General features: G+C 71.8%; 22 protein-coding genes. 8 read left to right on the top strand and 14 right to left on the bottom strand.

Annotated features, from left to right (window positions below):
* Positions 1-157: 157 nt before the first annotated feature.
* Positions 158-1,570, top strand: coding sequence for a helix-turn-helix domain-containing protein (locus MB828_RS44545; protein ID WP_301653144.1), 1,413 nt, complete (start codon positions 158-160; stop codon positions 1,568-1,570).
* Here the strand turns inward: MB828_RS44545 and MB828_RS44540 are convergent.
* On the bottom strand, positions 1,510-1,761 hold the full coding sequence (locus MB828_RS44540) for a hypothetical protein (RefSeq protein WP_301653143.1): 252 nt from the start codon (positions 1,759-1,761) through the stop codon (positions 1,510-1,512). The genes MB828_RS44545 and MB828_RS44540 overlap by 61 nt on opposite strands.
* 323 nt (positions 1,762-2,084) lie before the next feature.
* Between MB828_RS44540 and MB828_RS44535 the strand changes: the two genes are divergently transcribed.
* A complete protein-coding gene (locus MB828_RS44535) occupies positions 2,085-3,305 on the top strand; it encodes a PLP-dependent aminotransferase family protein (protein ID WP_301653142.1) in 1,221 nt (406 codons plus the stop codon).
* Positions 3,306-3,311: 6 nt separating this feature from the next.
* On the opposite strand, the gene MB828_RS44530 is transcribed toward MB828_RS44535, so the two are convergent.
* The 3 genes from MB828_RS44530 to MB828_RS44520 are packed head-to-tail and all read right to left on the bottom strand — an operon-like array spanning position 3,312 to position 5,201.
* Positions 3,312-4,085: a DUF4253 domain-containing protein gene (locus tag MB828_RS44530; protein ID WP_301653141.1), complete on the bottom strand. Its 774-nt coding sequence runs from the start codon at positions 4,083-4,085 to the stop codon at positions 3,312-3,314.
* Positions 4,086-4,131: 46 nt separating this feature from the next.
* Entirely contained in the window at positions 4,132-4,377 is a 246-nt protein-coding gene (locus MB828_RS44525; RefSeq protein WP_301653140.1) for a DUF397 domain-containing protein, read from the bottom strand.
* Entirely contained in the window at positions 4,374-5,201 is an 828-nt protein-coding gene (locus MB828_RS44520; RefSeq protein ID WP_301653139.1) for a helix-turn-helix domain-containing protein, read from the bottom strand. Before MB828_RS44520 ends, MB828_RS44525 begins: the two co-directional genes overlap by 4 nt.
* Before the next feature lie 113 nt (positions 5,202-5,314).
* On the opposite strand from MB828_RS44520, the gene MB828_RS44515 reads away from it, so the two are divergent.
* Positions 5,315-5,755, top strand: coding sequence for an ATP-binding protein (locus MB828_RS44515; RefSeq protein ID WP_301653138.1), 441 nt, complete (start codon positions 5,315-5,317; stop codon positions 5,753-5,755).
* Here the strand turns inward: MB828_RS44515 and MB828_RS44510 are convergent.
* Together MB828_RS44510 and MB828_RS44505 are read right to left on the bottom strand one after the other, a co-directional pair.
* The gene (locus MB828_RS44510) at positions 5,736-6,665 is read right to left on the bottom strand and encodes a helix-turn-helix domain-containing protein (protein WP_301653137.1); all 930 of its coding nucleotides are present in this window, start codon (positions 6,663-6,665) and stop codon (positions 5,736-5,738) included. The genes MB828_RS44515 and MB828_RS44510 overlap by 20 nt on opposite strands.
* The gene (locus MB828_RS44505; protein WP_301653136.1) at positions 6,662-7,498 is read right to left on the bottom strand and encodes a peptidoglycan-binding protein; all 837 of its coding nucleotides are present in this window, start codon (positions 7,496-7,498) and stop codon (positions 6,662-6,664) included. Before MB828_RS44505 ends, MB828_RS44510 begins: the two co-directional genes overlap by 4 nt.
* Before the next feature lie 262 nt (positions 7,499-7,760).
* On the opposite strand from MB828_RS44505, the gene MB828_RS44500 reads away from it, so the two are divergent.
* The gene (locus MB828_RS44500) at positions 7,761-8,201 is read left to right on the top strand and encodes a peptidoglycan-binding domain-containing protein (protein ID WP_046734122.1); all 441 of its coding nucleotides are present in this window, start codon (positions 7,761-7,763) and stop codon (positions 8,199-8,201) included.
* 82 nt (positions 8,202-8,283) lie between these two features.
* Here MB828_RS44500 and argS read toward each other — a convergent pair whose 3' ends face one another.
* Positions 8,284-10,041 carry an arginine--tRNA ligase gene (gene argS / locus MB828_RS44495; RefSeq protein WP_301653135.1) on the bottom strand — a complete coding sequence of 586 codons (1,758 nt, stop codon included), beginning with the start codon at positions 10,039-10,041 and terminating at the stop codon, positions 8,284-8,286.
* Positions 10,042-10,507: 466 nt separating this feature from the next.
* Between argS and lysS the strand changes: the two genes are divergently transcribed.
* On the top strand, positions 10,508-12,250 hold the full coding sequence (gene lysS, locus MB828_RS44490; protein ID WP_301653134.1) for a lysine--tRNA ligase: 1,743 nt from the start codon (positions 10,508-10,510) through the stop codon (positions 12,248-12,250).
* 67 nt (positions 12,251-12,317) lie between these two features.
* Here the strand turns inward: lysS and MB828_RS44485 are convergent, their stop codons facing one another.
* From MB828_RS44485 to MB828_RS44475, 3 genes are all read right to left on the bottom strand, one after another.
* Positions 12,318-13,583: a DUF2637 domain-containing protein gene (locus MB828_RS44485; protein ID WP_301653133.1), complete on the bottom strand. Its 1,266-nt coding sequence runs from the start codon at positions 13,581-13,583 to the stop codon at positions 12,318-12,320.
* A 99-nt stretch (positions 13,584-13,682) separates the two neighbouring features.
* Entirely contained in the window at positions 13,683-14,588 is a 906-nt protein-coding gene (locus MB828_RS44480) for a DUF3558 domain-containing protein (protein ID WP_301653132.1), read from the bottom strand.
* 132 nt (positions 14,589-14,720) lie between these two features.
* Positions 14,721-15,584, bottom strand: a complete 864-nt coding sequence (locus tag MB828_RS44475; RefSeq protein WP_301653131.1) for a DUF3558 domain-containing protein — start codon at positions 15,582-15,584, stop codon at positions 14,721-14,723.
* A gap of 228 nt (positions 15,585-15,812) precedes the next feature.
* Here MB828_RS44475 and MB828_RS44470 point away from each other — a divergent pair, with 228 nt between their 5' ends.
* A complete protein-coding gene (locus MB828_RS44470; RefSeq protein WP_301653130.1) occupies positions 15,813-17,006 on the top strand; it encodes an RtcB family protein in 1,194 nt (397 codons plus the stop codon).
* A gap of 12 nt (positions 17,007-17,018) precedes the next feature.
* On the opposite strand, the gene MB828_RS44465 is transcribed toward MB828_RS44470, so the two are convergent.
* The 3 genes from MB828_RS44465 to MB828_RS44455 all read right to left on the bottom strand — a co-directional run bounded on the left by MB828_RS44465 (position 17,019) and on the right by MB828_RS44455 (position 18,427).
* Positions 17,019-17,189: a hypothetical protein gene (locus MB828_RS44465; RefSeq protein ID WP_165941657.1), complete on the bottom strand. Its 171-nt coding sequence runs from the start codon at positions 17,187-17,189 to the stop codon at positions 17,019-17,021.
* Positions 17,186-17,944, bottom strand: coding sequence for an SDR family NAD(P)-dependent oxidoreductase (locus MB828_RS44460; protein WP_133027576.1), 759 nt, complete (start codon positions 17,942-17,944; stop codon positions 17,186-17,188). The genes MB828_RS44465 and MB828_RS44460 overlap by 4 nt, the downstream gene beginning before the upstream one ends.
* Positions 17,945-18,091: 147 nt before the next feature.
* Positions 18,092-18,427 carry a YnfA family protein gene (locus tag MB828_RS44455; protein WP_133027575.1) on the bottom strand — a complete coding sequence of 112 codons (336 nt, stop codon included), beginning with the start codon at positions 18,425-18,427 and terminating at the stop codon, positions 18,092-18,094.
* A 127-nt stretch (positions 18,428-18,554) separates the two neighbouring features.
* On the opposite strand from MB828_RS44455, the gene MB828_RS44450 reads away from it, so the two are divergent.
* The gene (locus MB828_RS44450; protein ID WP_301653129.1) at positions 18,555-19,013 is read left to right on the top strand and encodes a hypothetical protein; all 459 of its coding nucleotides are present in this window, start codon (positions 18,555-18,557) and stop codon (positions 19,011-19,013) included.
* Between the two features lie 21 nt (positions 19,014-19,034).
* Here the strand turns inward: MB828_RS44450 and MB828_RS44445 are convergent, their stop codons facing one another.
* On the bottom strand, positions 19,035-20,051 hold the full coding sequence (locus MB828_RS44445) for a thaumatin family protein (protein ID WP_301653128.1): 1,017 nt from the start codon (positions 20,049-20,051) through the stop codon (positions 19,035-19,037).
* Positions 20,052-20,269: 218 nt separating this feature from the next.
* Here MB828_RS44445 and MB828_RS44440 point away from each other — a divergent pair.
* The coding region (locus tag MB828_RS44440; protein ID WP_301653127.1) for an RNA polymerase sigma factor at positions 20,270-21,305 on the top strand (1,036 nt) is incomplete at its 3' end.

Genomic DNA, 21,305 nt, shown 5'->3' with positions numbered 1-21,305 from the left:
ACGGCGTGCTTGGATGGCCACAGCCTGTGGGCCGCCCCGTCCCGTCCGCCACAGCCGCCGGACGATCCGGGACACTGGAACGCCCACACCGGCTTTGACCTGGGAGAACAGCCCTTCCCTGGAACGGGGGAACGGGATGCGGGGGGACGGAGGAACGGTGTCGGACGGCACGCCTGGAAGCGGTTTCGCTGAGCTGCTGCGGGAGTTGAAGGACCGCTCGGGGCTCAGCTACGGCACGCTCGCCAAACGGCTGCACATGAGTACGTCGACCCTGCACCGCTACTGCAACGGGGACGCGGTACCCACGGACTACGCGCCCGTGGAACGGCTCGCCCGGCTCTGCAAGGCAGGACCCGCGGAACTCGTCGAACCGCACCGGCGGTGGGTACTGGCCGACGCGGACCGGGGGCGCAAGCAGGAGGCGGCGGACCGCCGGGAGGAGCGGGAGGCGCGGGAGGAGCGGGCGACGCGGGAAGCGCGGGTCGCGGGCCCGGTGCCGGTGGCCGACGCCGCACCGGAGAACGACGCCTCAGCGACGGTCGGCGCCGAACACGCCGTGCAGGAGGGGCCGTTGGCTGTGTCCGCATCGGCGGCCGGGTCCGGGGCGGGGGACGGAGCCGCGGTCGGGGCCGGTGGTGGTGGGCGTTCGCGGTGGGCTCCGCGGCCCGTGCTGCTCGCCGGGACCGTGGCCGTCGCGCTGCTCGGGGCCGCCGTGTTCGCCGTGGGGCTGCCCTCCGGCGGGAGCGGTGACGACAAGCACGCGGGTCCCGCAGGTGCCGCGACCCCGCTGACCCGCGGCCCGCGGACGCCCACGCCGTCTCCCTCGGGCACGCCGTCCGGCGCCACCCCGTCCCGGTCCGCGTCCGCGTCCGCCTCGGCCACCGACCGGGCGGCCGAAGCCGGTACGGCCCCTTCCTCGGCCGCCGGCGGAACCGGGACCGGCACGTCCGCCGCGCCGCCGCTCACGGTCAACACCCAGCCCTACTCCTGGGAGAGCCCCTGCTCCCAGCGCTACCTGATCGACCGGCCCCCCGCCGACGTGGCGCCGCCGCCCGTGGAGTCCGACGCGGCCGCCTGGGTGGCCGCGCACCAGGCGGTGTCCTCGGGAGAGCAGTACGTCACGCTGACCGTGCAGGGCACCGGCACCGAGTCCGTGGTGCTGGAGAGCCTCACGGTCCGCACGGTGGACCGCGGCGCACCCCTCGCCTGGAACGACTACGCGATGGGCTACCCGGGCGTCGGCTGCGGCGCGGGCGTGCCCACCCGGTCCTTCACCGTCGCCCTGGACGCGATGCGGCCGGCGGTCGTGCCGGAGGCGGGACACCGGGACTTCCCGTTCAAGGTGAGCGAGTCGGACCCCGAGGTCTTCTACGTCAGGGCCGACGCCTCGGCGTACTCCGTGGGCTGGTACCTGGAGCTGGCCTGGTCCAGCGGGTCGCGGCACGGGACCCTGCGGATCGGCGACAAGGGGCGGCCGTTCCGCACGAGCGGCAACAACGGGCGGCCGGCCTACGAGTTCCCGCTGGGCGGCGAGGCCTGGCGGTCCGGTTCGCCGGCGTCGGCGGGCTGAGCGCGGACGGTCCCGGCGGCGCGGTCCGCGTCGCCGCCGGGGCGCGACCGGGCGGCGGCGGAGGGACCTTCGTCGCGGACGCCCTGGCCGTCCCGGCATCCGCTCAGGGTGGTCACGGCGACCAGCGCCAGGGCGGCCGCCGTCAGGAGACGGCGCCTGCCGACGGCCGGGGTGCGGTGCGTGGCGGACATGCGGGTGCTCCCTTGACGATCTCGGCGCGGTCGAAGTGGTCGACGTGGTCGGCGTGTTCGGTGATCCCGAAGTGCCCTCAGCCTGCGCGGCGGTCCGCCCGAACCGCCAGGGCACACCGGGAATTCGGGACGCCCGGACCCGGTCCACGCCGGTGACCTGCACGGATTCCACCCCCTGGGACGGCGGCACGGGACGGTCGAGGACCCTCGGGAGGGCTGGGAGGGCGCCCGTCCGGATCGCGGAATCACAGGTGTAGACGGCATCTACCTCTCTAGGCTCCGGCCAGGACGACGATCAGCCCGAGGAGCCCGAGGAGCCCACCATGACCGCCACCCCTGCTTCCGCCACCCCTGCCTCCGTCCGTGCCTCCGCCCCGCCTCCGCCGCTCGCGGCCCGGGCCCGGGCCGTCGGCGGTTCGCCGGTCCGGGAGATCCTCGCGGTGACCGCGCGCCCCGAGGTCATCAACTTCGCGGGCGGGCTGCCGGCTCCCGAACTGTTCGACCGGGAGGGCATAGCGGACGCCTTCCGGGCGGTCCTGGAGGAGACGCCGGAGCGGGCGTTGCAGTACTCCACGACGGAGGGCGAGCCCGCGCTGAGAGCCGGACTGGCCGCCCGCCTCTCCGCCCGGGGCCTGCCCACCGACGCCGACGACCTGCTGATCACCACCGGCTCCCAGCAGGCTCTCTCCCTGCTGGCGACCGCACTGGTCGAACCCGGGGACACGGTCCTCGTCGAAAGCCCCTGTTACCTGGCGGCACTTCAGGTGTTCGGGCTGGCCGGGGCGCGGGTGCTGCCGGTGCCCTGCGACGCGGACGGCGTCGACCCGGCGGCCCTGGCGGAGCTGATCCGCACCGAACGGCCCAAGCTCCTCTACCTCGTCCCGACCTTCCAGAACCCCACGGGCCGCACCATGCCCGCCGCCCGCCGCGCCGACCTCGCCGAGACCGCCGCCCGGCACGGCCTGTGGATCGTCGAGGACGACCCCTACGGCGAACTCCGCTACGACGGTGAGCCCGCCCCCTGGATCGCGTCCCTGCCCGGCGCCGAGGACCGTACGATCCTGCTCGGCTCCTTCTCCAAGGTCATGGCCCCCGGTCTGCGCCTCGGCTGGCTGCGCGCCCCCGGCGGCCCGCGCCGCGCCTGCGCGGTCGCCAAACAGGCGGCCGACCTGCACACCCCGACCCTCAACCAGCTGGCCGCGGCCCGCTACCTGGACGTCCTGGACGGGCACGTCGCCAAGGTCCGCGCGGTGTACGGCGAACGCCGGGACGCCATGCTCGCGGGCCTGGCCGACGCCCTTCCGGCCGGTTCCGTCTGGACCCGGCCCGAGGGCGGCATGTTCCTCTGGGCCCGGCTCCCGGAGCCGTACGACACCACCGCGCTGCTGCGGCGCGCGGTGGACCACCTGGTGGCCTACGTCCCCGGCGAGCCCTTCTACGCCGCCGACCCCGACCGCTCCACCCTGCGCCTGTGCTTCGTGACGCAGACCCCGGAGGAGATCGGCGAGGGCCTGGACCGACTGGCCGGGGCCCTCACGGCCTGATGCCGGTCAGTCCCACCAGAAGTGCCAGAACCGCTCGCCGACCAGCTGTTCGGCGTACGACGTGAGGGTGTCGTCGGTGCCGGGCAGCACCGCGTAGGGGCAGAACGCGAAGTGCTCGGCGGCGATCGCCTCGGCGGTGTCCAGGTCGGTGGGCGGGGCGGCGACGGAGACGGCGAGGTGGTCCAGGCCGAGGGCCACCACGCGTATGCCGAACCGGTCCTCCCAGGAGCGCAGCACCGAGCACAGCCGGGCCACGTCCTCCTCGTGGTTGACCGGGCCGCTCCAGCCGAGCGCCGCCGGTATGTCCGCGCTGCGCCGCGCCGGGACCAGCGCCAGGTGCGGCTCCTTCAGCCAGGGCCGCCCCTCGCTGAGCGCGTCCGCGACCTCGGCGGCCCGCACTTCCGGGTCGGCGACCAGCGCCGTGGCAGGGGCAAGACCCGGCCACTCCTCGCTGCCCGGCGGGTCCTCCTCCCAGGAGTCCTCCAGCACGTCCTCGGCGTGGTGGTCACCGGGGTACGACGTCTCGCCGGGCGCGAAGTCCCAGTCGTCCAGCTCGGACACGTCGACGAGGACCGGCAGCAGGCCCGCCCGCCCGGCCTGTGCCCCCAGCGCCGTCCAGGTACCCGGCCCCGCGGGCTGACCGGCGTACCACAGCAGGGGTTCGTGCCAGGGCCCGTCGAGCGTCGCGTCGATCAGTCTCCCGGGCGGGAGCTGCAACCCCAGGGACCGACCACTCGGATCGGTCGCCAGCTTGGGCAGCGGGTTGGGAAGAGTCGCCATGGCAGTGAACTGTAGAGCCCGCCACTGACAACGCCGCCGGGCACGGTCACTTGAGGGCGGCGGTGAAGGCGGCCCAGGGGGCGGGACCGAGCGCGAGGGCCGGGGCGTCGGGGGAGGGGTCGTTCTTGGAGTCACGGACGTGGACGACGTGGGGGCAGGCGGCGACCTCGACGCACTCGCCACCCTCGCTGCCGCTGTAGCTCGACTTCCGCCAGGCGAGGGCGACTTCGATGCACTCGCCGCCTTCGTCGCCGCTGTACGTCGACTTGAACCACTGGAGTGCGGTGCTCATTTCTCTCCTAGCAGACGATCCAGCAGGCCTTTCGACTCCTGTGGGGACAGGGCCTGTGCTCGCAGCATCGCATACTTGCGCGCGAGCCTGGATACCTCATCTGCGTCGGAGACCCACTGACTGCCGCGCTGGCCTTCAACGTAGGCCAAGTGCTGGTGATCGGGGGTTTCCAGGAGGACGAAGGGGCCGTTCAACCCCGCATGGGAGGGGCTTGCGAGTGGCAGGAACTGCAGTGAGACGCAGGGCAGTTCCATGCTAGTGCGCAGATGACGCAGCTGTTCCGAGCTAACCTCCGCTCCCCCGATGGCGAGGCGGAGCACCGGCTCCCAGACGACGAAGCTGACGGTCGGCGGGTTCCTGCGGCGCAGGACGTCCTGGCGCTCGATGCGCGCCGTCGTCTTCGGCTCGATCTCCTCCTCGTCGTACGCCGGAACCCGCTCCCGCAGGACGGCTTCGGCGTAGGCCCTCGTCTGGAGGAGTCCGGGCAACACCTGGTTCGCGTACGAGGACAGGGCAATCGCCTCGCGTTCGTGCTCCATGTACAGCTCGGCCCACATCGGGAACTGGTCGACGTCCGGCAGGTTGGCCACCCCCGCCGTCAACACGCCCTTCGTGTCCAGGACTTCGTCCAGCCGGGCCGCCGTGTCCGGTTTCAGTGCCCGGCGGCCCTGTTCGATGGACGCGATCGTCTGGTCGTCGAGGCCCACCCGGAGGCCCAGCTCGGTCTGCGTCAGACCGGCCGCCCGGCGGGCCGTGCCCAGCTGCTTGCCGAGCATCTTCAACGACGTCTGGTTCTTCGGCCGCGGCGGCTTCTTCGCGCTCATGTCGGTCTCAATCCCCTGGGGCACGCGTACGTCACCGGGTGGGAACCCGTACAAAAAATCTGTACGGGTCCACTCTCTGCACCACCGTAGTGACTCTGCGCGACATTCGTCCCGTGAACGACCGAAACGAACTCCTCTACCCTCGCGAACAGTTCTACGCCCGGGAGCGCCGATCCGTGCCCGCGGCCAGGCGGTTCGCCGCGCAGTCGCTCAGGTGCTGGGGTCTGACGGACTGGGTCCGCGCCGACGACATGTCGCTGTGCGTGAGCGAGTTGGCCACGAACGCCCTCCTGCACGGGGTGCCGCCCGGCCGCGGCTTCCTCCTGCGGCTGCGGTACGACGGCGAGGCCGTCCGCGTCGAGGTGCACGACAGCGGGCCGGGCCTGCCGCTGACCGCCGGGCAGGCGGACGACGCGGACGAGGGCGGCCGGGGTCTGCTGCTGGTCGGGGCGCTCGCCGACAAGTGGGGGGTGGCGGAGCGGGAGCTCGGCAAGCTGGTGTGGGCCGAGTTCGAGACCTCCGCCCTCGCGGGCGTCACCGTGGCACCGAGGTGACGCACTCCCGGCCGCCGTCGCCCGCAGGGCGGAAACAGGTCCGGACCGTGGTCCCCGGGGTGGTCACCGTCATAGGGGTGTACACGAACGCGTCCGCGTCGGCGGTCGTCCTGATCTCGGCGCCGTGGACCCGGCCGTCCGCCGTCACCTCCAGCCGGTCACCTACCCGCGTCCCCCACATCCGTGCCCAACTCGTCCCGCACTCCTTGCTGTAGCGCACCTCCAGCCAGGCGCCGCCGGTCGTGTGACGGGTGGCCAGCGTGACGGGGGAGCCGGCGCACCGCATGCCCATCGGGTTCCGGCCCTCGCAGGCCGCGCCCCGGCAGCGCGGGGCGGACGGCGAGGCGTCCTGGTGCGGGGGCGCCTCGGCGGACGCTCGCGAAGCGCCGTCGGCGCCCGGCGGCAGCAGGGCGGCTGCCACCGCCACCGCGCCCACCGCCACGGCACACACCGACGCCGTCACCGCCACGGCGACGACACTCCGGTGCCCGGCGAGCCGGGAGACGGGCGCGGGCGCCGCGGCAGACGATGCACCCGCACCCGCGGCGGTCGCCGGGCCGGTGGCTGTGGCCGGGTCCGTAGCCGTAGCAGTAGCCGGGCCCGTGGTCGTGGGCGATGGCGTCGTGGGCGATGGTGTCGCCGCCGGGGGTGGCGCAGGTGTCTCCTGCGCCCGACCGCTCCACTCCGACTCGGCGATCTCCCACAGCGCCAGGCAGCGCCCGTCCGGTTCGCCGGCCAGTCGGCACAGGTCCTGGACCGCCTGGCGCGGGGGCAGGGACTTGCCGTTGAGATAGCGCTCCCAGGACGACTTGCTGAACGCCGTCTTCGTCGCGAGGGCCGCCATGCTCAGGCCGGTGCGGGCTCTCAACTCCCTCAGCGAGGCGGCCAGCCGGGTCCGCTCCGGGGTCATCCCCGCAGCGCCTTCCAGGTGCGCGGGCCCACGATGCCGTCGCCGATCAGCCCGGCCCGTTTCTGGAACCGCACCACCGCGCCCCGCGTCAGCGGGCCGAACATGCCGTCGATGCCGCCCGGCGAGACACCCGCCCGGCGCAGCAGACACTGCACCTCCACGACGTCCGGCCCCGACTCGCCGTACCCCACGGTGGCGTCCCGGGTCCGGCTGTTGCCCGCGTACCAGGCGCCGTCGACCCGCTTCAGACGGCAGCTGTACGAGGGTGTCGAGGCCGGTGCGGACGCGGCGAGCGGGGCCGTCCGCGGCGTCCCGTCGTCGGCGGCGCCGGAGCGCCCGGTGAGCCATGAGGTCACCAGCACGGCCGACGACACCGCGAGCACCAGCGCCACCGCCCCGGCCGCGAGCGCGATCCGCAACGACCGTACGGAGAGCCGTATCTCAGCGGTGGCAGCGGTGGCAGCGGCGGGAGCGGCAGACGGCGACGGCGACACCGGCTCGGGTTCAGGTTCGGGTGCGGGTGCCGGTGTTCCGGCCGGTACGGCGGTCCTCCCGCGGTCCTTTCCGTTCTCCCAGGCCTCCGCCGCCACCTCGCGCAGCGTCAGCAGGCGGGTCGGATCGTCACCGCCGATCCGGGCCAGTGCCGCCACGGCCTCCACGGGCGGCAATGACCGGCCGCCCAGATACCGTTCCCACGACTTGGGGCTGTACCCCGTCCGCGCGGCCAGCTGCCGCATGCTCAGCCCGCTGTGGTCCTTGAGCCGGCGCAGACGTACCACCAACTGCCGTACGCGCGGATCCAGTTCAGCGGGCAGTGCTTTCCAGCGCGACATGTTCCCCCCGATGCGGTCACGAACCGTGGTCAGCGGCCCCCCGCTCCGACCGCATTCTGCATGAGCATGGCCACCCCTGTACGGCCGTCCCGTCACTCCGTCCCATGGGAGGGTGTCGGTGCAGGTCAGAGGGGGCGACGTCCCGTGCTGCCGCCACTTCGCCGGCAGTCGTGGCGGAGCCCGCCGGGCGGACCGCACCGTGGTGACGGCACCAGGTCGCCGAACGGACCGGGTGCCGTCCCACGACCTGAAAGAGGAATGCATGCGACCGAACGTTCTGGCCAGGACCCTCGTCGGAATCACCGCCGTCGCCGGTCTCGCCGCCGGCTCCCTGGCGACCGCAGGCACCAGCTTCGCCGCGCCGGTCTCGCAGCCGGCGGTGAGCGCGCAGGCCGCCACCCTGGCCTCCTACGAGAACTTCGGCCTGACCACCGCCGAGGCCAAGAACGTGCAGAACTTCCTGGCGGAGTACTGGGGCTACACCGACGGCATCGACGGCCAGCTCGGCCCCAACAGCTGGAAGGCGTTCCAGCGCTGCCTCACGAAGTACTGGGGCTACACCGGGGCCATCGACGGCGACCCCGGCACCAACACGATCAAGGCGCTCCAGCGCCTGCTGAAGGCCGACTACGGCTACACCGGTGACATCGACGGCATCGCCGGCTCCGGCACCCGCGCCGCCTTCAAGCGCTTCGCTGCCTGACAGCCGCACCATACGTACAACGGCCGGTGTCCGCTCCTCCCCGAGGAGAAGCGGACACCGGCCGTTGTCGCGGTGCGGACGCTCAGAGCCGCTCGGGCGTCCGGATGCCCAGCAGGGACATGCCCTGGTGCAGGGTGCGGGCCGTCATGTCGCACAGGAACAGACGGTTCTCCACCTGGGCCGGGGTGTCGGCCTTGAGGACCGGACACTTGTCATAGAACGACGTGTACAGCGAGGCCAGTTGGTACAGGTACGCGGCCAGCTTGTGCGGGGCGTACTCCGCCGCCGCCTCGAAGACCGTGTCGCCGAACGCGTCCACGTGCAGGCCCAGCGCCCGCTCCGCCGCGTGCAGGGCCAGCTCCGGGTGCGCGGCCGGCCGGACGTCCCCCGCCTTGCGCAGGATCGACTGGATACGGGCGTACGCGTACTGGAGGTACACGGACGTGTCGCCGTTCAGCGAGACCATCTGGTCCAGGTCGAACTTGTAGTCCCGGTTCGCGGACGTCGACAGGTCGGCGTACTTCACCGCGCCGATGCCGACCTGGGCGGCCCGCTCCTGGATCTCGTCCTCGGTGAGGTCCTGCGCCTTCTCCCGGACGACCTGGGCGGCCCGCTGCACCGCCTCGTCCAGCAGGTCCTCCAGCCGTACGGTCTCGCCCGCACGCGTCTTGAACGGCTTGCCGTCCGCGCCCAGCACCGTGCCGTAGCCCATGTTGTGCGCGGTGACGTCGTCGGTGAGCCAGCCCGCCCGCCGTGCCGTCTCGAAGACCATCTTGAAGTGCAGGGACTGACGCACGTCCACGACGTAGATCAGGGACGTGGCGTGCAGGTCGGCGACCCGGTTGCGGATCGCGGTCAGGTCGGAGGCCGCGTAGCCGAAGCCGCCGTCCGCCTTCTGCACGATCAGCGGGACCGGCTGGTCGTCCTTGCCCCGGATGTCGTCGAAGAAGACCACCAGCGCGCCCTCGGAGCGGACCGCCACGCCCATCTCCTCCAGGAGGCGGGCGGTCTCGGGCATGCCGTCGTTGTACGCCGACTCGCCCACGATCTCGTCGTCCCGGATCTCCATGTCCAGCTTCTCGAAGACCGAGTAGAAGTAGACCTTCGACTCGTCCACGAACCGCTGCCAGAGGTCGAGGGTCTCCTTGTCGCCGGACTGGAGGGCGACGACCCGCTTGCGGGCCCGCTCCTTGAACTCCTCGTCCGCGTCGAAGACCGCCCGGGACGCCTTGTAGACCCGGTTCAGGTTCGACATGGCCTGCTCGCCGTCCGTGTCGGTCTCCGCGGACAGCTCGCCCGGGTTCTCGATCAGGTACTGGATGAGCATGCCGAACTGGGTGCCCCAGTCGCCGATGTGGTGCCGGCCGATCGTCTGCTCGCCGGTGAAGTCGAGCATGCCGCGCAGGGCGTCGCCGATCACCGCGGAGCGCAGGTGGCCGACGTGCATCTCCTTGGCGACGTTCGGCTGGGCGTAGTCGATCACCGTGACGCCCGGGTCCGCCTTGGCGGCCACGCCGAGCCGGTCGCCGTCGGCGTACCGCGCGGCCAGGTTTCCGGTGATCGCCCGGTCGGAGAGGGTGATGTTGAGGAAGCCGGGGCCGGAGACCTCGACGTCCTGGATCAGGTCCGCGCCGGTGGTGATGTGCGAGACGACCTGCGTGGCCAGCTCCCGGGGGTTGGCCTTGGCCTTCTTGGCGGCGGCGAGGATGCCGTTCGCCTGGTAGTCGGCCCGGTCGCTGCGTCGCAGCAGCGGGTCGACGTCGGCCTCCGGCAGGGCGGAAGCGAGGGCGTCGGTGAGCTGCTGGTTGACGGAGGCGCTGAGGGACGTGACCGGGGCCATGGGGTGGGAGCCGTTCTCCTCGTGGGTGCTGGTAGACGGGTCCAGTATTTCACGGGGGGTAAAGGGGTTTTTGCGGCTACGGGGGTGGGGGGCTCGGTGCCGTGGCCGGGTGCGGGTCCGTCGTGGCTTGTCGCGCAGTTCCCCGCGCCCCCAAGCGGCGGCTGCGCCGCCGGGCAGGGCGTGTGGTCGGGTGCGGGTCCGTCGTGGCTTGTCGCGCAGTTCCCCGCGCCCCCAAGCGGCGGCTGCGCCGCCGGGCGGGGTGGGTGGTCGGGTGCGGGTGGGGCGTGGGTTGTCGCGCGGTTCCTCGCGCCCCTAAGCGGCGGCTGCGCCGCCGAGTGGGGTGCGGAACCTTGGGGGGCTTACTGGGCTCTTGTGTTATGGCGTTTTCGTGGAAGGGGCGGTCCCTGGGACAATGGACGCGCCAGCCGTGCGACCGTACCGGCTGCCCCGTGTCTGAAAGAAGGACGTGCCGATCGTGGCTCAGAGCACCGAGACCACCGACTGGGTCTCCCGTTTCGCGGATGAGGTCATCGAGGAGTCGGAGCGTCGGGCCCCGGGCAAACCGGTCGTCGTCGCGTCCGGGCTTTCTCCCTCCGGGCCGATCCACCTGGGCAACCTCCGCGAGGTCATGACCCCGCACCTGGTCGCGGACGAGGTGCGGCGGCGCGGTCACCAGGTGCGGCACCTGATCTCCTGGGACGACTACGACCGGTACCGCAAGGTGCCCGCGGGCGTCGCCGGTGTCGACGAGAGCTGGGCCGAGCACATCGGCAAGCCGCTCACCTCGGTGCCCGCCCCGAAGGGGTCCGCCCACCCGAACTGGGCCGAGCACTTCAAGGCCGCGATGGTCGAGTCGCTGGCCGAGCTGGGCGTGGAGTTCGACGGGATCAGCCAGACCGCGCAGTACACCTCGGGCGTCTACCGCGAGCAGATCCTGCACGCCATGAAGCACCGGGGTGACATCGACGCGATCCTCGCCCAGTACCGGACCAAGCCGAAGACCGGCAAGAAGCCCCAGCAGAAGGCGGTCGACGAGGCCGAGCTGGAGGCCGAGGAGGGCTCGGGCGCGGCCGCCGAGGACGACGGGTCGTCCGGGTCCGCCGGGTACTTCCCCTACAAGCCGTACTGCGGCGGCTGCGGCAAGGACCTGACCACCGTCACGGCGTACGACGACGACACCACCGAGCTCACGTACACCTGCACCGCGTGCGGCTTCTCGGAGACCGTCCGGCTCAGCGAGTTCAACCGCGGCAAGCTGGTCTGGAAGGTCGACTGGCCGATGCGCTGGGCCTACGAGGGCGTCGTCTTCGAGCCGAGCGGTGTCGACCACTCGTCGCCCGGGTCCAGCTTCCAGGTGGGCGGGCAGATCGTCGGGATCTTCGGCGGACAGCAGCCCATCGGGCCCATGTACGCCTTCGTGGGCATCAGCGGCATGGCGAAGATGTCCTCGTCCCGGGGCGGGGTGCCCACCCCGGCCGACGCGCTGAAGATCATGGAGCCGCAGCTCCTGCGCTGGCTGTACGCCCGCCGCCGGCCCAACCAGTCCTTCAAGATCGCCTTTGACCAGGAGATCCAGCGGCTCTACGACGAGTGGGACAAGCTGGACGGCAAGGTGGCGGAGGGGTCCGCGCTGCCCGGCGACATCGCCGCGCACTCCCGTGCCGTGGGCACGGCCGGCGGCGAGCTGCCCCGCACGCCCAGGCCCCTGCCGTACCGCACCCTCGCCTCCGTCGCCGACATCACCGCCGGGCACGAGGACCAGGCGCTGCGCATCCTCAGCGAGCTGGACCCCGCGAACCCGCTGACGTCGGTGGACGAGGCCCGCCCGCGGTACGACAAGGCCGAGGCCTGGATCAACACCCAGGTGCCGGCCGACCAGCGCACCATCGTCCGCGAGGAGCCGGACGCCGAGCTGCTGAAGTCCCTCGACGAGGCGTCCCAGCAGTCGGTACGGCTGCTGCTCGACGGCCTCGCCGAGCACTGGTCGCTCGACGGCCTCACCCACCTCGTGTACGGCGTGCCCAAGGTGCAGGCCGGGTTCTCCGCGGACGCGACGGCCAAGGAGCTGCCGGCCGAGATCAAGACGGCCCAGCGTTCGTTCTTCGCGCTCCTGTACCACCTGCTGGTGGGCCGGGACACCGGGCCGCGGCTGCCCACGCTGCTGCTCGCCGTCGGGCAGGACCGGGTACGGGCCCTGCTCGGGGCGTAAGGCCCGCACGGAGAAGGGGCCCTCCTCGGCGGAGGGCCCCTTCTTTGTGCTTGGTGCCGTGCGTGGCTTACGCGATGTGGTCTTCCTGCAGTTCCGCGGTGTGGCGGTTCGTGAAGCGGTTGACCATGCGGTCCGCGTCGCGCTGCGCGAGCGCTATGCCGTACGTCGCCTCCACGTCGTCCCTGAGCTGGCCCGAGGTGGGGTAGCTGCCGTCTATCGACTTCTTGAAGACCAGGTAGAAGTCTTCCTCGGTCGGCTCCGGCGGGCCCCCGCCCTCGCCGAGCTCACGGGTGCGACCCGGGCCGGACGGGATGGGGAAGCTGCCGGTCGTCTCCGACGGGGACTCCTCAGGGAGGGGCTGCGGCTCCCGCTCCGGGGGGAACTGCTGCTGTTGCTGGTACTGCTGTTGCTGGTACTGCCAGGCGGCGTACTCCTCGTCGGAGTACTGGGGCTCGTAGGGCGGCTCGAAGGTGGGGTCGTAGTCGCCGTGGTACTCGATCTGCTGGGGGTCCCTGGCGTGCAGCCAGGGGTTGACCTCCGGCTCGGGTGCGTACGCGGGCCGCTCGGGACGGGGGGCGGGGACCAGCTCCGCGCGCTGCTCGCCCTGCGCGGCCACCGCCGGGGCGGCGGACACCGGCGCGGGCGCCGGGGCCGGCAGGAGCACCGGGAGGTCTATGCCCGCCGCCGCCAGCCCCTCCGGGGCCGTGTCCGCCAGCGGGACGCCGTAGCGCGCCAGGCGCAGCGGCATCAGGGACTCCACGGGGGCCTTCCTGCGCCACGCCCGGCCGAAGCGGGAACGCAGCCTCGCCTGATAGACGAGACGTTCCTGCTCCAGCTTGATGACCTGGTCGTAGGAGCGCAGCTCCCACAGCTTCATCCGGCGCCACAGCAGGAACGTGGGCACCGGGGAGAGCAGCCAGCGGGTGAGGCGGACCCCCTCCATGTGCTTGTCCGCGGTGATGTCGGCGATCCGGCCGATCGCGTGCCGGGCCGCCTCGACGGCGACCACGAACAGGATCGGGATCACCGCGTGCATGCCCACGCCCAGCGGGTCCGGCCAGGCCGCCGCGCCGTTGAAGGCGATCGTGGCGATGGTCAGCAGCCAGGCCGTCTGCCGCAGCAGCGGGAAGGGGATGCGGATCCAGGTCAGCAACAGGTCCAGGGCGAGCAGGACGCAGATGCCCGCGTCGATGCCGATCGGGAAGACATACGCGAAGTTCCCGAAGCCCTTCTTGATGGCCAGCTCACGGACGGCCGCGTACGAGCCGGCGAAGCCGATACCGGCGATGATCATCGCGCCGGTCACGACCACGCCGATGAGAACGCGGTGCATCCGAGTCAGCTGCATTGGCGCGGCCACCCGTACTCCCCTCCCCTTGCGTGTTGTTGCGCGCAACAGGGTGGCACATGTGTGCGGCGCACGTGTCGCCGGTCAGCTCTTCTTGGCCGACGACTTGCTGGGCGACGCGGAGGCGGAGGGGGACTCCGAGGCCGACTTCGAGGCCGACTTCGAGGGTGTCGCCGCAGGTGAACTCGCGAGCGCACCCGAGCCGTTGGCGCTGGAGACCGACGCCACCGCCTCCTTCACTGCCTGCACCGCCGCCTTCGTGAGCGTGTCCGCGTCCGGCGTCTTCTCACCGGCCAGACCCGCGCCGTTGTAGTCGACGGTGACGACCACGTTCGCGACGCGCGCCACGACCGTCTGCTGCCTGAAGGCGCCTTCCTTCTTCTTCAGGTCGTAGCGGACGGCGGTGGACTGGTCGCCGGCCCCGCTCACCGGCTCCGACTTGGTGTTCTTGGCGCCGGTCACGGACTGCGCCTCCTGCACCTGGCTCGTGTAGTACGCCTCGGCCTGCTTGTCGCCGCTGCCCCGGCCGGCGTCCGAGTCGAAGCGCAGGAAGGACACGTTCAGCCAGCGGAACTGGGAGCCCTTCACGCCGTTGTTGTCCAGGCTGCTCCAGGAGCAACTGCCGCGCGTGGCCACATCGTCCGACGTGCCCTCCTTGCCCGACTTCACGCCCTTCGGCACGAGTGAGGTGAGCGTCTTCTTCGACAGCACCGCGCACGGCTCGGGCAGCTTCTGGTACTTGGCCGCCTGGACGGTCGGGGAGGCGGCCGTGCCGCCGGCGGCCGCGGTGCCCGCGGGGGCCGGGGTCGAGCCGGTGCCGGTCTCCTTGGCCGCGTTGTCCGAGTCCGAGGAGCAGGCGGTCGCGAACAGTGCCACGGCGGGGACGGCGGCCGCGCAGACGAGGGAGCGGCGGAGGCGCCCGGTCCGTCGCTGTGCGTTCCGTTCGTTCCGGGCGCGCTGGTCGTCTCGCTGGACTGCTACTCGCTGCATGGTTCCTTCACTCATACGTTCGGGGTTCCTGCGGTCGGATCGGGTCCGAGGGGCCACGGTACGCGGTGAGGGAGCTGTGCGGTTTTGGTTCGCGCGCTTTGCGGGCGGGGTGCGCGGGGCGTGTCCGGGCCGTCAGCCGTTGAGGGCCTCGGCCAGCTGTGCGGCCAGATTCTGCGCCCTGTCCTGCATTTCCTTGCTGTCCGGGACCGTTCCGGTGGCCATCGGCTGCTCCTCGTACTCGATGGTCACCACGACGTTGGACGTGCGGAACACCACAGTCACCGTCCGCTGTTCGGCCGTCGAACCGGAGCCGCTGAGCTGGTCGTCGAGGTATGCCTCGTCACCGAGGTCGGTGAGGACGCGGGGCTGCAGATCGGCCGGGGTGACCGACGAGGAGGCGGACGCGGAGGCCGAGCCGGCGGGGTCGCCGGAGGACGCGGAGGCGGAGGCCGAGGCGGACGAAGGGGCTGACGAGGAGGCGGAAGGGGACGCGGAGGCGGAGGAGGAGCCGGACGGCGACGGCGATTCCGTCGCGCTCGGAGGCGCGGACTCGGGGATGTCGGCCGCCGTCTCCAACTGCGAGTAGATGGTCTGCGCCTCGTTGTCGTCGCTGACCGAGTTGTCGTACGACACCACGCGTTCGAAGTCGACGGACAGCCGGTCCGTGGCGTCGGTGGACTCGACCTTCCAGCGGCAGCCGACCTTGCGGTCCGTGTCGTAGGTGAGGGTGGCGTCGCCCTGGTAGGCCTTGTCGCGCTGGTCCGTGTCGGTGATCTGGGCGATACCGGGGAGCAGGGAGTCGAGGGTGTCGTGGCTGACCGCGCCGCAGGGCTCGGGGAGGGTGCGGTACTTGCCGGGCTGGGCGGCGACGGTGGCGGTGCCGGTGTCCGCGTTCTTGTCGCTGGTGTCGTCCCCGCCGCTGGAACCGCTCGTGCAGCCGGCCAGCAGAGCCGCGAGAAGGGCGGCGGTGCCGGTTACGTACGCCTTCCGCTGCACGGTCAGGCTCCTTTCCGTTCACTGGGTCGCTCGGTCCTGCTCCAGTGTCCCCGCTGGTTAATCGCTTGCCGCAGTGGGGCGCCCGCTGGAGACAATGTGTATCGCACGCACTGCCGTGAACGCCGGTCCCCTGTCTGCTTCGGGTGTCCTTGGCCCTGCATTTGCGCTCTGCCTGATTAATCACTTGTGTTCTTTTTGTCATGCCGTCTGTGGGGGAATGAGGAAGTCATGTCGTACGTGGAGATACCGGGCGCGAAGGTACCGATCCGGATGTGGACCGACCCGGCGACCGTCGAGGACGTGGCGCTCCAGCAGCTGCGCAATGTCGCGACGCTGCCGTGGATCAAGGGCCTGGCGGTCATGCCGGACGTGCACTACGGGAAGGGCGCCACGGTCGGCTCGGTCATCGCGATGCGGGACGCGGTGTGCCCGGCGGCGGTCGGTGTCGACATCGGCTGCGGCATGTCCGCGGTGCGGACCTCCCTGACGGCGAACGACCTGCCGGGTGACCTGTCCCGGCTGCGCTCGAAGATCGAGCAGGCGATTCCGGTGGGCCGGGGGATGCACGCGGAGCCGGTGGAGCCGGGTGACGTCCACGGTCTGACCACGGCCGGCTGGGGCGAGTTCTGGGGCCGGTTCGACGGGGTCGCGGACGCGGTCAAGTTCCGTCAGGAGCGGGCGCATCAGCAGATAGGAACGCTCGGATCCGGAAATCACTTCGTCGAGGTGTGCACGGACACGACCGGTTCCGTGTGGCTGATGCTGCACTCCGGTTCCCGCAACATCGGCAAGGAGCTCGCCGAGCACCACATCGGCGTAGCCCAGAAACTCCCGCACAACCAGGGCCTGGTCGACCGCGACCTCGCCGTCTTCGTGGCGGACACACCGCAGATGGCGGCGTACGAGCACGACCTCTACTGGGCTCAGGAGTACGCGAGGTACAACCGGTCGATCATGATGGCCCTCCTCAAGGACGTGATCCGCAAGGAGTTCAAGAAGGCCAGGGTCACCTTCGAACCCGAAGTGAGCTGCCACCACAACTACGTGAGCCGCGAGCGGTACGAAGGCGTGGACCTGCTCGTGACCCGCAAGGGTGCGATCAGCGCCCGGGCCGGCGAGTACGGCATCATCCCCGGCTCCATGGGCACCGGGTCGTACATCGTGAAGGGCCTCGGCAACGAGAAGTCCTTCAACTCCGCCTCGCACGGCGCGGGCCGGCGCATGAGCCGCAACGCCGCCAAGCGGCGCTTCTCGACGAAGGACCTGGAGGACCAGACGCGGGGCGTGGAGTGCCGCAAGGACTCCGGGGTCGTGGACGAGATCCCCGGCGCCTACAAGTCGATCGACCAGGTCATCGACCAGCAGCAGGACCTGGTCGAGGTCGTGGCGAAGCTCAAGCAGGTCGTCTGCGTCAAGGGCTGACCGCGCGGTCCGTCACTTCGCGTGGCGGACCGCGTAGATCATGACGAAGGCGATGAGATGGATGCCGAAGAGGAAGTAGCCCAGGAAGTACCAGACCTGGCGTTCGTTCTTCGTCTCCTGTGCCAGGCGGGCCTTCTCCAGGTCCGCCGGCAGGGCCTTCGTCGGGTCGTCGTCCGGGGTCACAGGTCCCGGTGGACCTTCGTGTTCGAGGCCTGGGCGCGGGGGCGCAGGACCAGGAGGTCGACGTTGACGTGGCTCGGGCGGGTCACCGCCCACGTGATGGTGTCGGCCACGTCGTCCGCGGTCAGGGGCTCGGCGACGCCCTGGTAGACCTTCGCGGCCTTCTCCGCGTCGCCGCCGAAGCGGGTCAGCGCGAACTCGTCCGTCTTGACCATGCCCGGTGCGATCTCGATCACCCGGACCGGCCTGCCGACGATCTCCAGGCGCAGCGTCTCGGCGAGCACGTGGGAGCCGTGCTTCGCGGCGACGTAGCCGCCGCCGCCCTCGTAGGTGCCGTGGCCCGCGGTGGAGGAGACGACCACCACCGTGCCGTCGCCGCTCGCCTCCAGCTTGGGCAGCAGGGCCTGGGTGACGTTCAGGGTGCCGATGACGTTCGTCTCGTACATCGTGCGCCAGTCGGCCGGGTCGCCGGTGGCCACCGGGTCGGCACCGAGGGCGCCGCCCGCGTTGTTCACCAGGACGGCGATCGACTGGAACGCGGTGGCGAACTCGTCCACGGCGGCGCGGTCCGTCACGTCCAGCGGGTAGGCCGTGGCCTGGTGACCCGCCTCGGTGAGTTCCTTGGCCAGTGCCTCGATGCGGTCCTCGCGGCGGGCGGTGAGGACGACGCGGTAGCCGGCGGCGGCGAGGCCGCGGGCGGTGGCGGCGCCGATTCCGCTGCTCGCGCCGGTGACTACCGCGATGCGGGAGAGGGCCATGGGGGAGTGCTCCTCAGGGGGTTCAAGTGTGCGGGCCTGTTGGGGCAAGGATAGGTGGGGTGGCATTTCGGTCGTCGCGCCGGTGCGGGTGTGTGGGGGTTGATCGCGCAGTTCCCCGCGCCCCTGGCGGGGCGCGTTCAGCTCGCGTCAGTGATTTCTTGGGGCCCACATGATGAGTGCCATTCCGGTCAGGCAGATCGCCGCGCCCGTGAGGTCCCAGCGGTCCGGGCGGTAGCCGTCGGCCACCACGCCCCACAGGATCGAGCCCGCGACGAAGATGCCGCCGTACGCCGCCAGGATGCGGCCGAAGTGGGCGTCCGGCTGGAAGGTGGCGACGAAGCCGTAGGCGCCGAGGGAGAGGACGCCGCCGGTGATCCAGAGCCAGCCGCGGTGCTCCCGCACGCCCTGCCAGACCAGCCAGGCGCCGCCGATCTCGAAGAAGGCGGCGACGACGAACAGGGCGGCGGAGCGGAGGATCTGCATGGCCGCACACTGTCACGTCCGGGCGGTGTCACCTGATGGAGGGCGCCTGTGGCGGGGGTCCGGTGGCATACATCCGTACGAACGGCCGGAGTCGGACCGGGCGGCACGGATGGAACGGACGGGTGGCATGGACGTACGTCGTTGGGGGTTCGCGGTGGCCGTGGGCGCGCTGGTGCTGGGCGGGGGCGGGACCGCCTGGGCCGGGGACGCCGACCTGGAGGTGCACGGGTCCGTCGTGATGAGCGGGGACCTGGCGGAGGTCCGGGTGACCCCGCGCGACCAGGGGCCGGACCCGGTGACCGGTGCCAGTGTGCGGCTGCGCTGGTCGGCGCCCCTGGCGGACGACCAGCGGCTCCCGGACCGGTGCGCGCGCACCGGTGACCGTGAGGTGGTGTGCGGCACCGGTCCGCTGGCCGTGGACGTGCCCGGCGAGCAGCTGGTGGTTCCGGTACGGCTGCGGGAGCGGCCGGCGGAGGTGGTGCTCGAGGTGGACCTGGTGTGGGGCGGGGGCGCGGTCGACCACGACCGTACGAACGACTCGCAGCGGGTGCTCGTGCTGGCCACCGGGGACCCGTACGCCTTCTGACGCACGGAACCGGGGCGGGCGTCAGGTGCCGTTCGTGGTGCCGAAGGTCACCCGGTAGTAGCACTGGTGCTTGCAGGACATGGTCGCCGAGTCGTCGAAGGCGTACGAGTAGGCGTAGGGCGCGGCCAGTTTGAAGACCTGGGTGTAGTCGACCGGCCACTTGGCGGGGACGCAGTTCTCCCGGCCCGCCCAGGCGCCCCGGCAGCAGTAGGTGTCGCCGCCGAACGCCGCGCACGGGGGCTTGCAGCCGATCTCCTGGCCGTTCAGGAGGGTCTGCATCGCCTTGGGGCACTTGACCTCGGTGGTGCAGCGGCCCTGGTAGCAGCCGGCGGAGCTGACCGGGTCGACGGTCGTGGTGTGGGAGACGTTGATGTACATGGGCAGGTTCGAGCCGTCGACCATGCTGACGTCGTAGAAGTCCATGTCGTCGAAGGCGGCGAAGGTGAACTCGCCGAGGGTGGTGGGCGGGTTGCCGCCGGAGCAGACGCTGGTGCAGTCGCCGGAGGCGCACGTGCTCGCGGCCGTGGTGGCGCAGCCGGTGCGGCCCCAGATGCGGCCGCCCCAGTTGTCCGCCACGGTCACCGACATGCTCTGGCCGGGGGCCAGCCTGCGGCCGGCCGGGTAGACGGCGGTGTTGGTGACGACGGCCCAGACCGTCTTCCGGGTCTTGTTGACGACGGTGATCAGGCGTTTGCCGGCGGGGGCGGTGGTCGGCTGCTGCCGGGCCCGGCCCGAGGTGCCCGAGCCGGTGGCCGGTGTCCCGGTGGTCTTCGCCGACGCCCCGGCCGATGCCTTCGGCTTCGCCTTCGCCGACGGTGACGCGGAGGGTGTGGCGCCTCGGCTCGGTGCGGCCGACGGCGTGGGCGGGACGGTCCGCGATCCGGACGGCAGCGCCTCGGTGGTCCGGGCGCGGTCCGCGGTGCCGACGGTGTCGCTGCCGGACGGCGTCCAGGCGTTGTAGACGATCAGTACGGCCGTGACCGCGACGAGGGCTGCCACCGCGGCGTGCCACCAGCGGGGGCCTCGCGGTGGTCGCACGCCGTGTCTCCTGCGTCCTCGTGCCATCCTTGTGCCTTCCTCGGGCTGTGCCAGATGTGTGCCTTCCGCTCGGAGACCCCGTGGACGGGGTCCGTACAACACGAATTCCGGAGCCGGAACGGGTTCCGAAGCCGATCCGCCGTTTTTCTGTTGTCCCCGTGCGCCTCGGGCGGTCTCCGATCCGACAGCCGGATCCCTGCGTGGAGGAACAGACCCACATGATCGAGAACCATCGGAGAGGGCCTGACCCCGGCTTGGTCATGGCCGCCCGCGCGGGTGACGGACGGGCCCTGGAGGAGCTGGTGAGCCGTTGCCTGCCGCTGGTCTACAACATCGTCGGCCGCGCCCTGAACGGTCACGCCGACGTCGACGACGTCGTACAGGAGACGCTGTTGCGCATGGTGCGCGGGCTGCCGAAGCTGCGGGACCCGTCCGCGTTCCGGTCCTGGCTGGTGGCGATCACGATCCGGCAGGTACGGAACCGGGAGCAGTCGCGGGCCACGGACCGGGACCGCAGGGCGCACCTGGACGACGCGGAGACGATCACCGATCCCGCCCTGGACTTCGCCGGGCTGACCATCCTGCGGCTGGGGCTGACCGAGCAGCGCCGTGAGGTCGCCGAGGCGACGCGCTGGCTCGACCCGGACGACCAGGAGCTGCTGTCCCTGTGGTGGCTGGAGGAGACCGGCGAGCTGGAGCGCGCGGACCTCGCCGGTGCGCTGGGGCTGTCGGACCGGCACGCGGCGGTGCGGGTGCAGCGGATGAAGAAGCAGATGGAGATATCGCGGGGCGTGGTGCGGGCGCTGGGCGCCGAGCCGCGCTGCGCGGAGCTGGACCAGATCGCCGCGCCGTGGGACGGCACGCCGAGTCCGCTGTGGCGCAAGCGGTTCGCCCGTCATCTGCGCGGCTGTGGGGTGTGCCAGGGCCTGGAGCGGGGGCTGCTGCCGATGGAACGGCTGCTGGGCGGGCTGCCGCTGGTGGCCGTGCCGGCCAGTCTCGATCCGGCGCGGGTGCTGGCCCACGTCTGGGCGGCGACTACCGCGTCGCCCTCGGGGGCTTCGGGGGCCTCGGGCTCTTCGGGGTCCAAGGGTTCCTCGGGGGCTTCCGGCTCGGGGAGCGGTGGCGGTGGGGGCCGGGCGGCTCGGCGGGGGCACCGGCGGCTTGCGCGGACGGGCCGGCGGGTGGCGGGCAAGCAGGCCGTCGTCGGCGGCTCGGCGGCGGTCGCGGCCGTCGCGGTGGCCGCGCTGGTCGCCG

Origin of the sequence: Streptomyces arenae (genome assembly GCF_022343545.1) — a bacterium.
GTDB lineage: Bacteria > Actinomycetota > Actinomycetes > Streptomycetales > Streptomycetaceae > Streptomyces > Streptomyces humi.
Note: the sequence above shows the minus strand (reverse complement) of the source record. Positions and strands in the feature narration are given on the sequence as shown.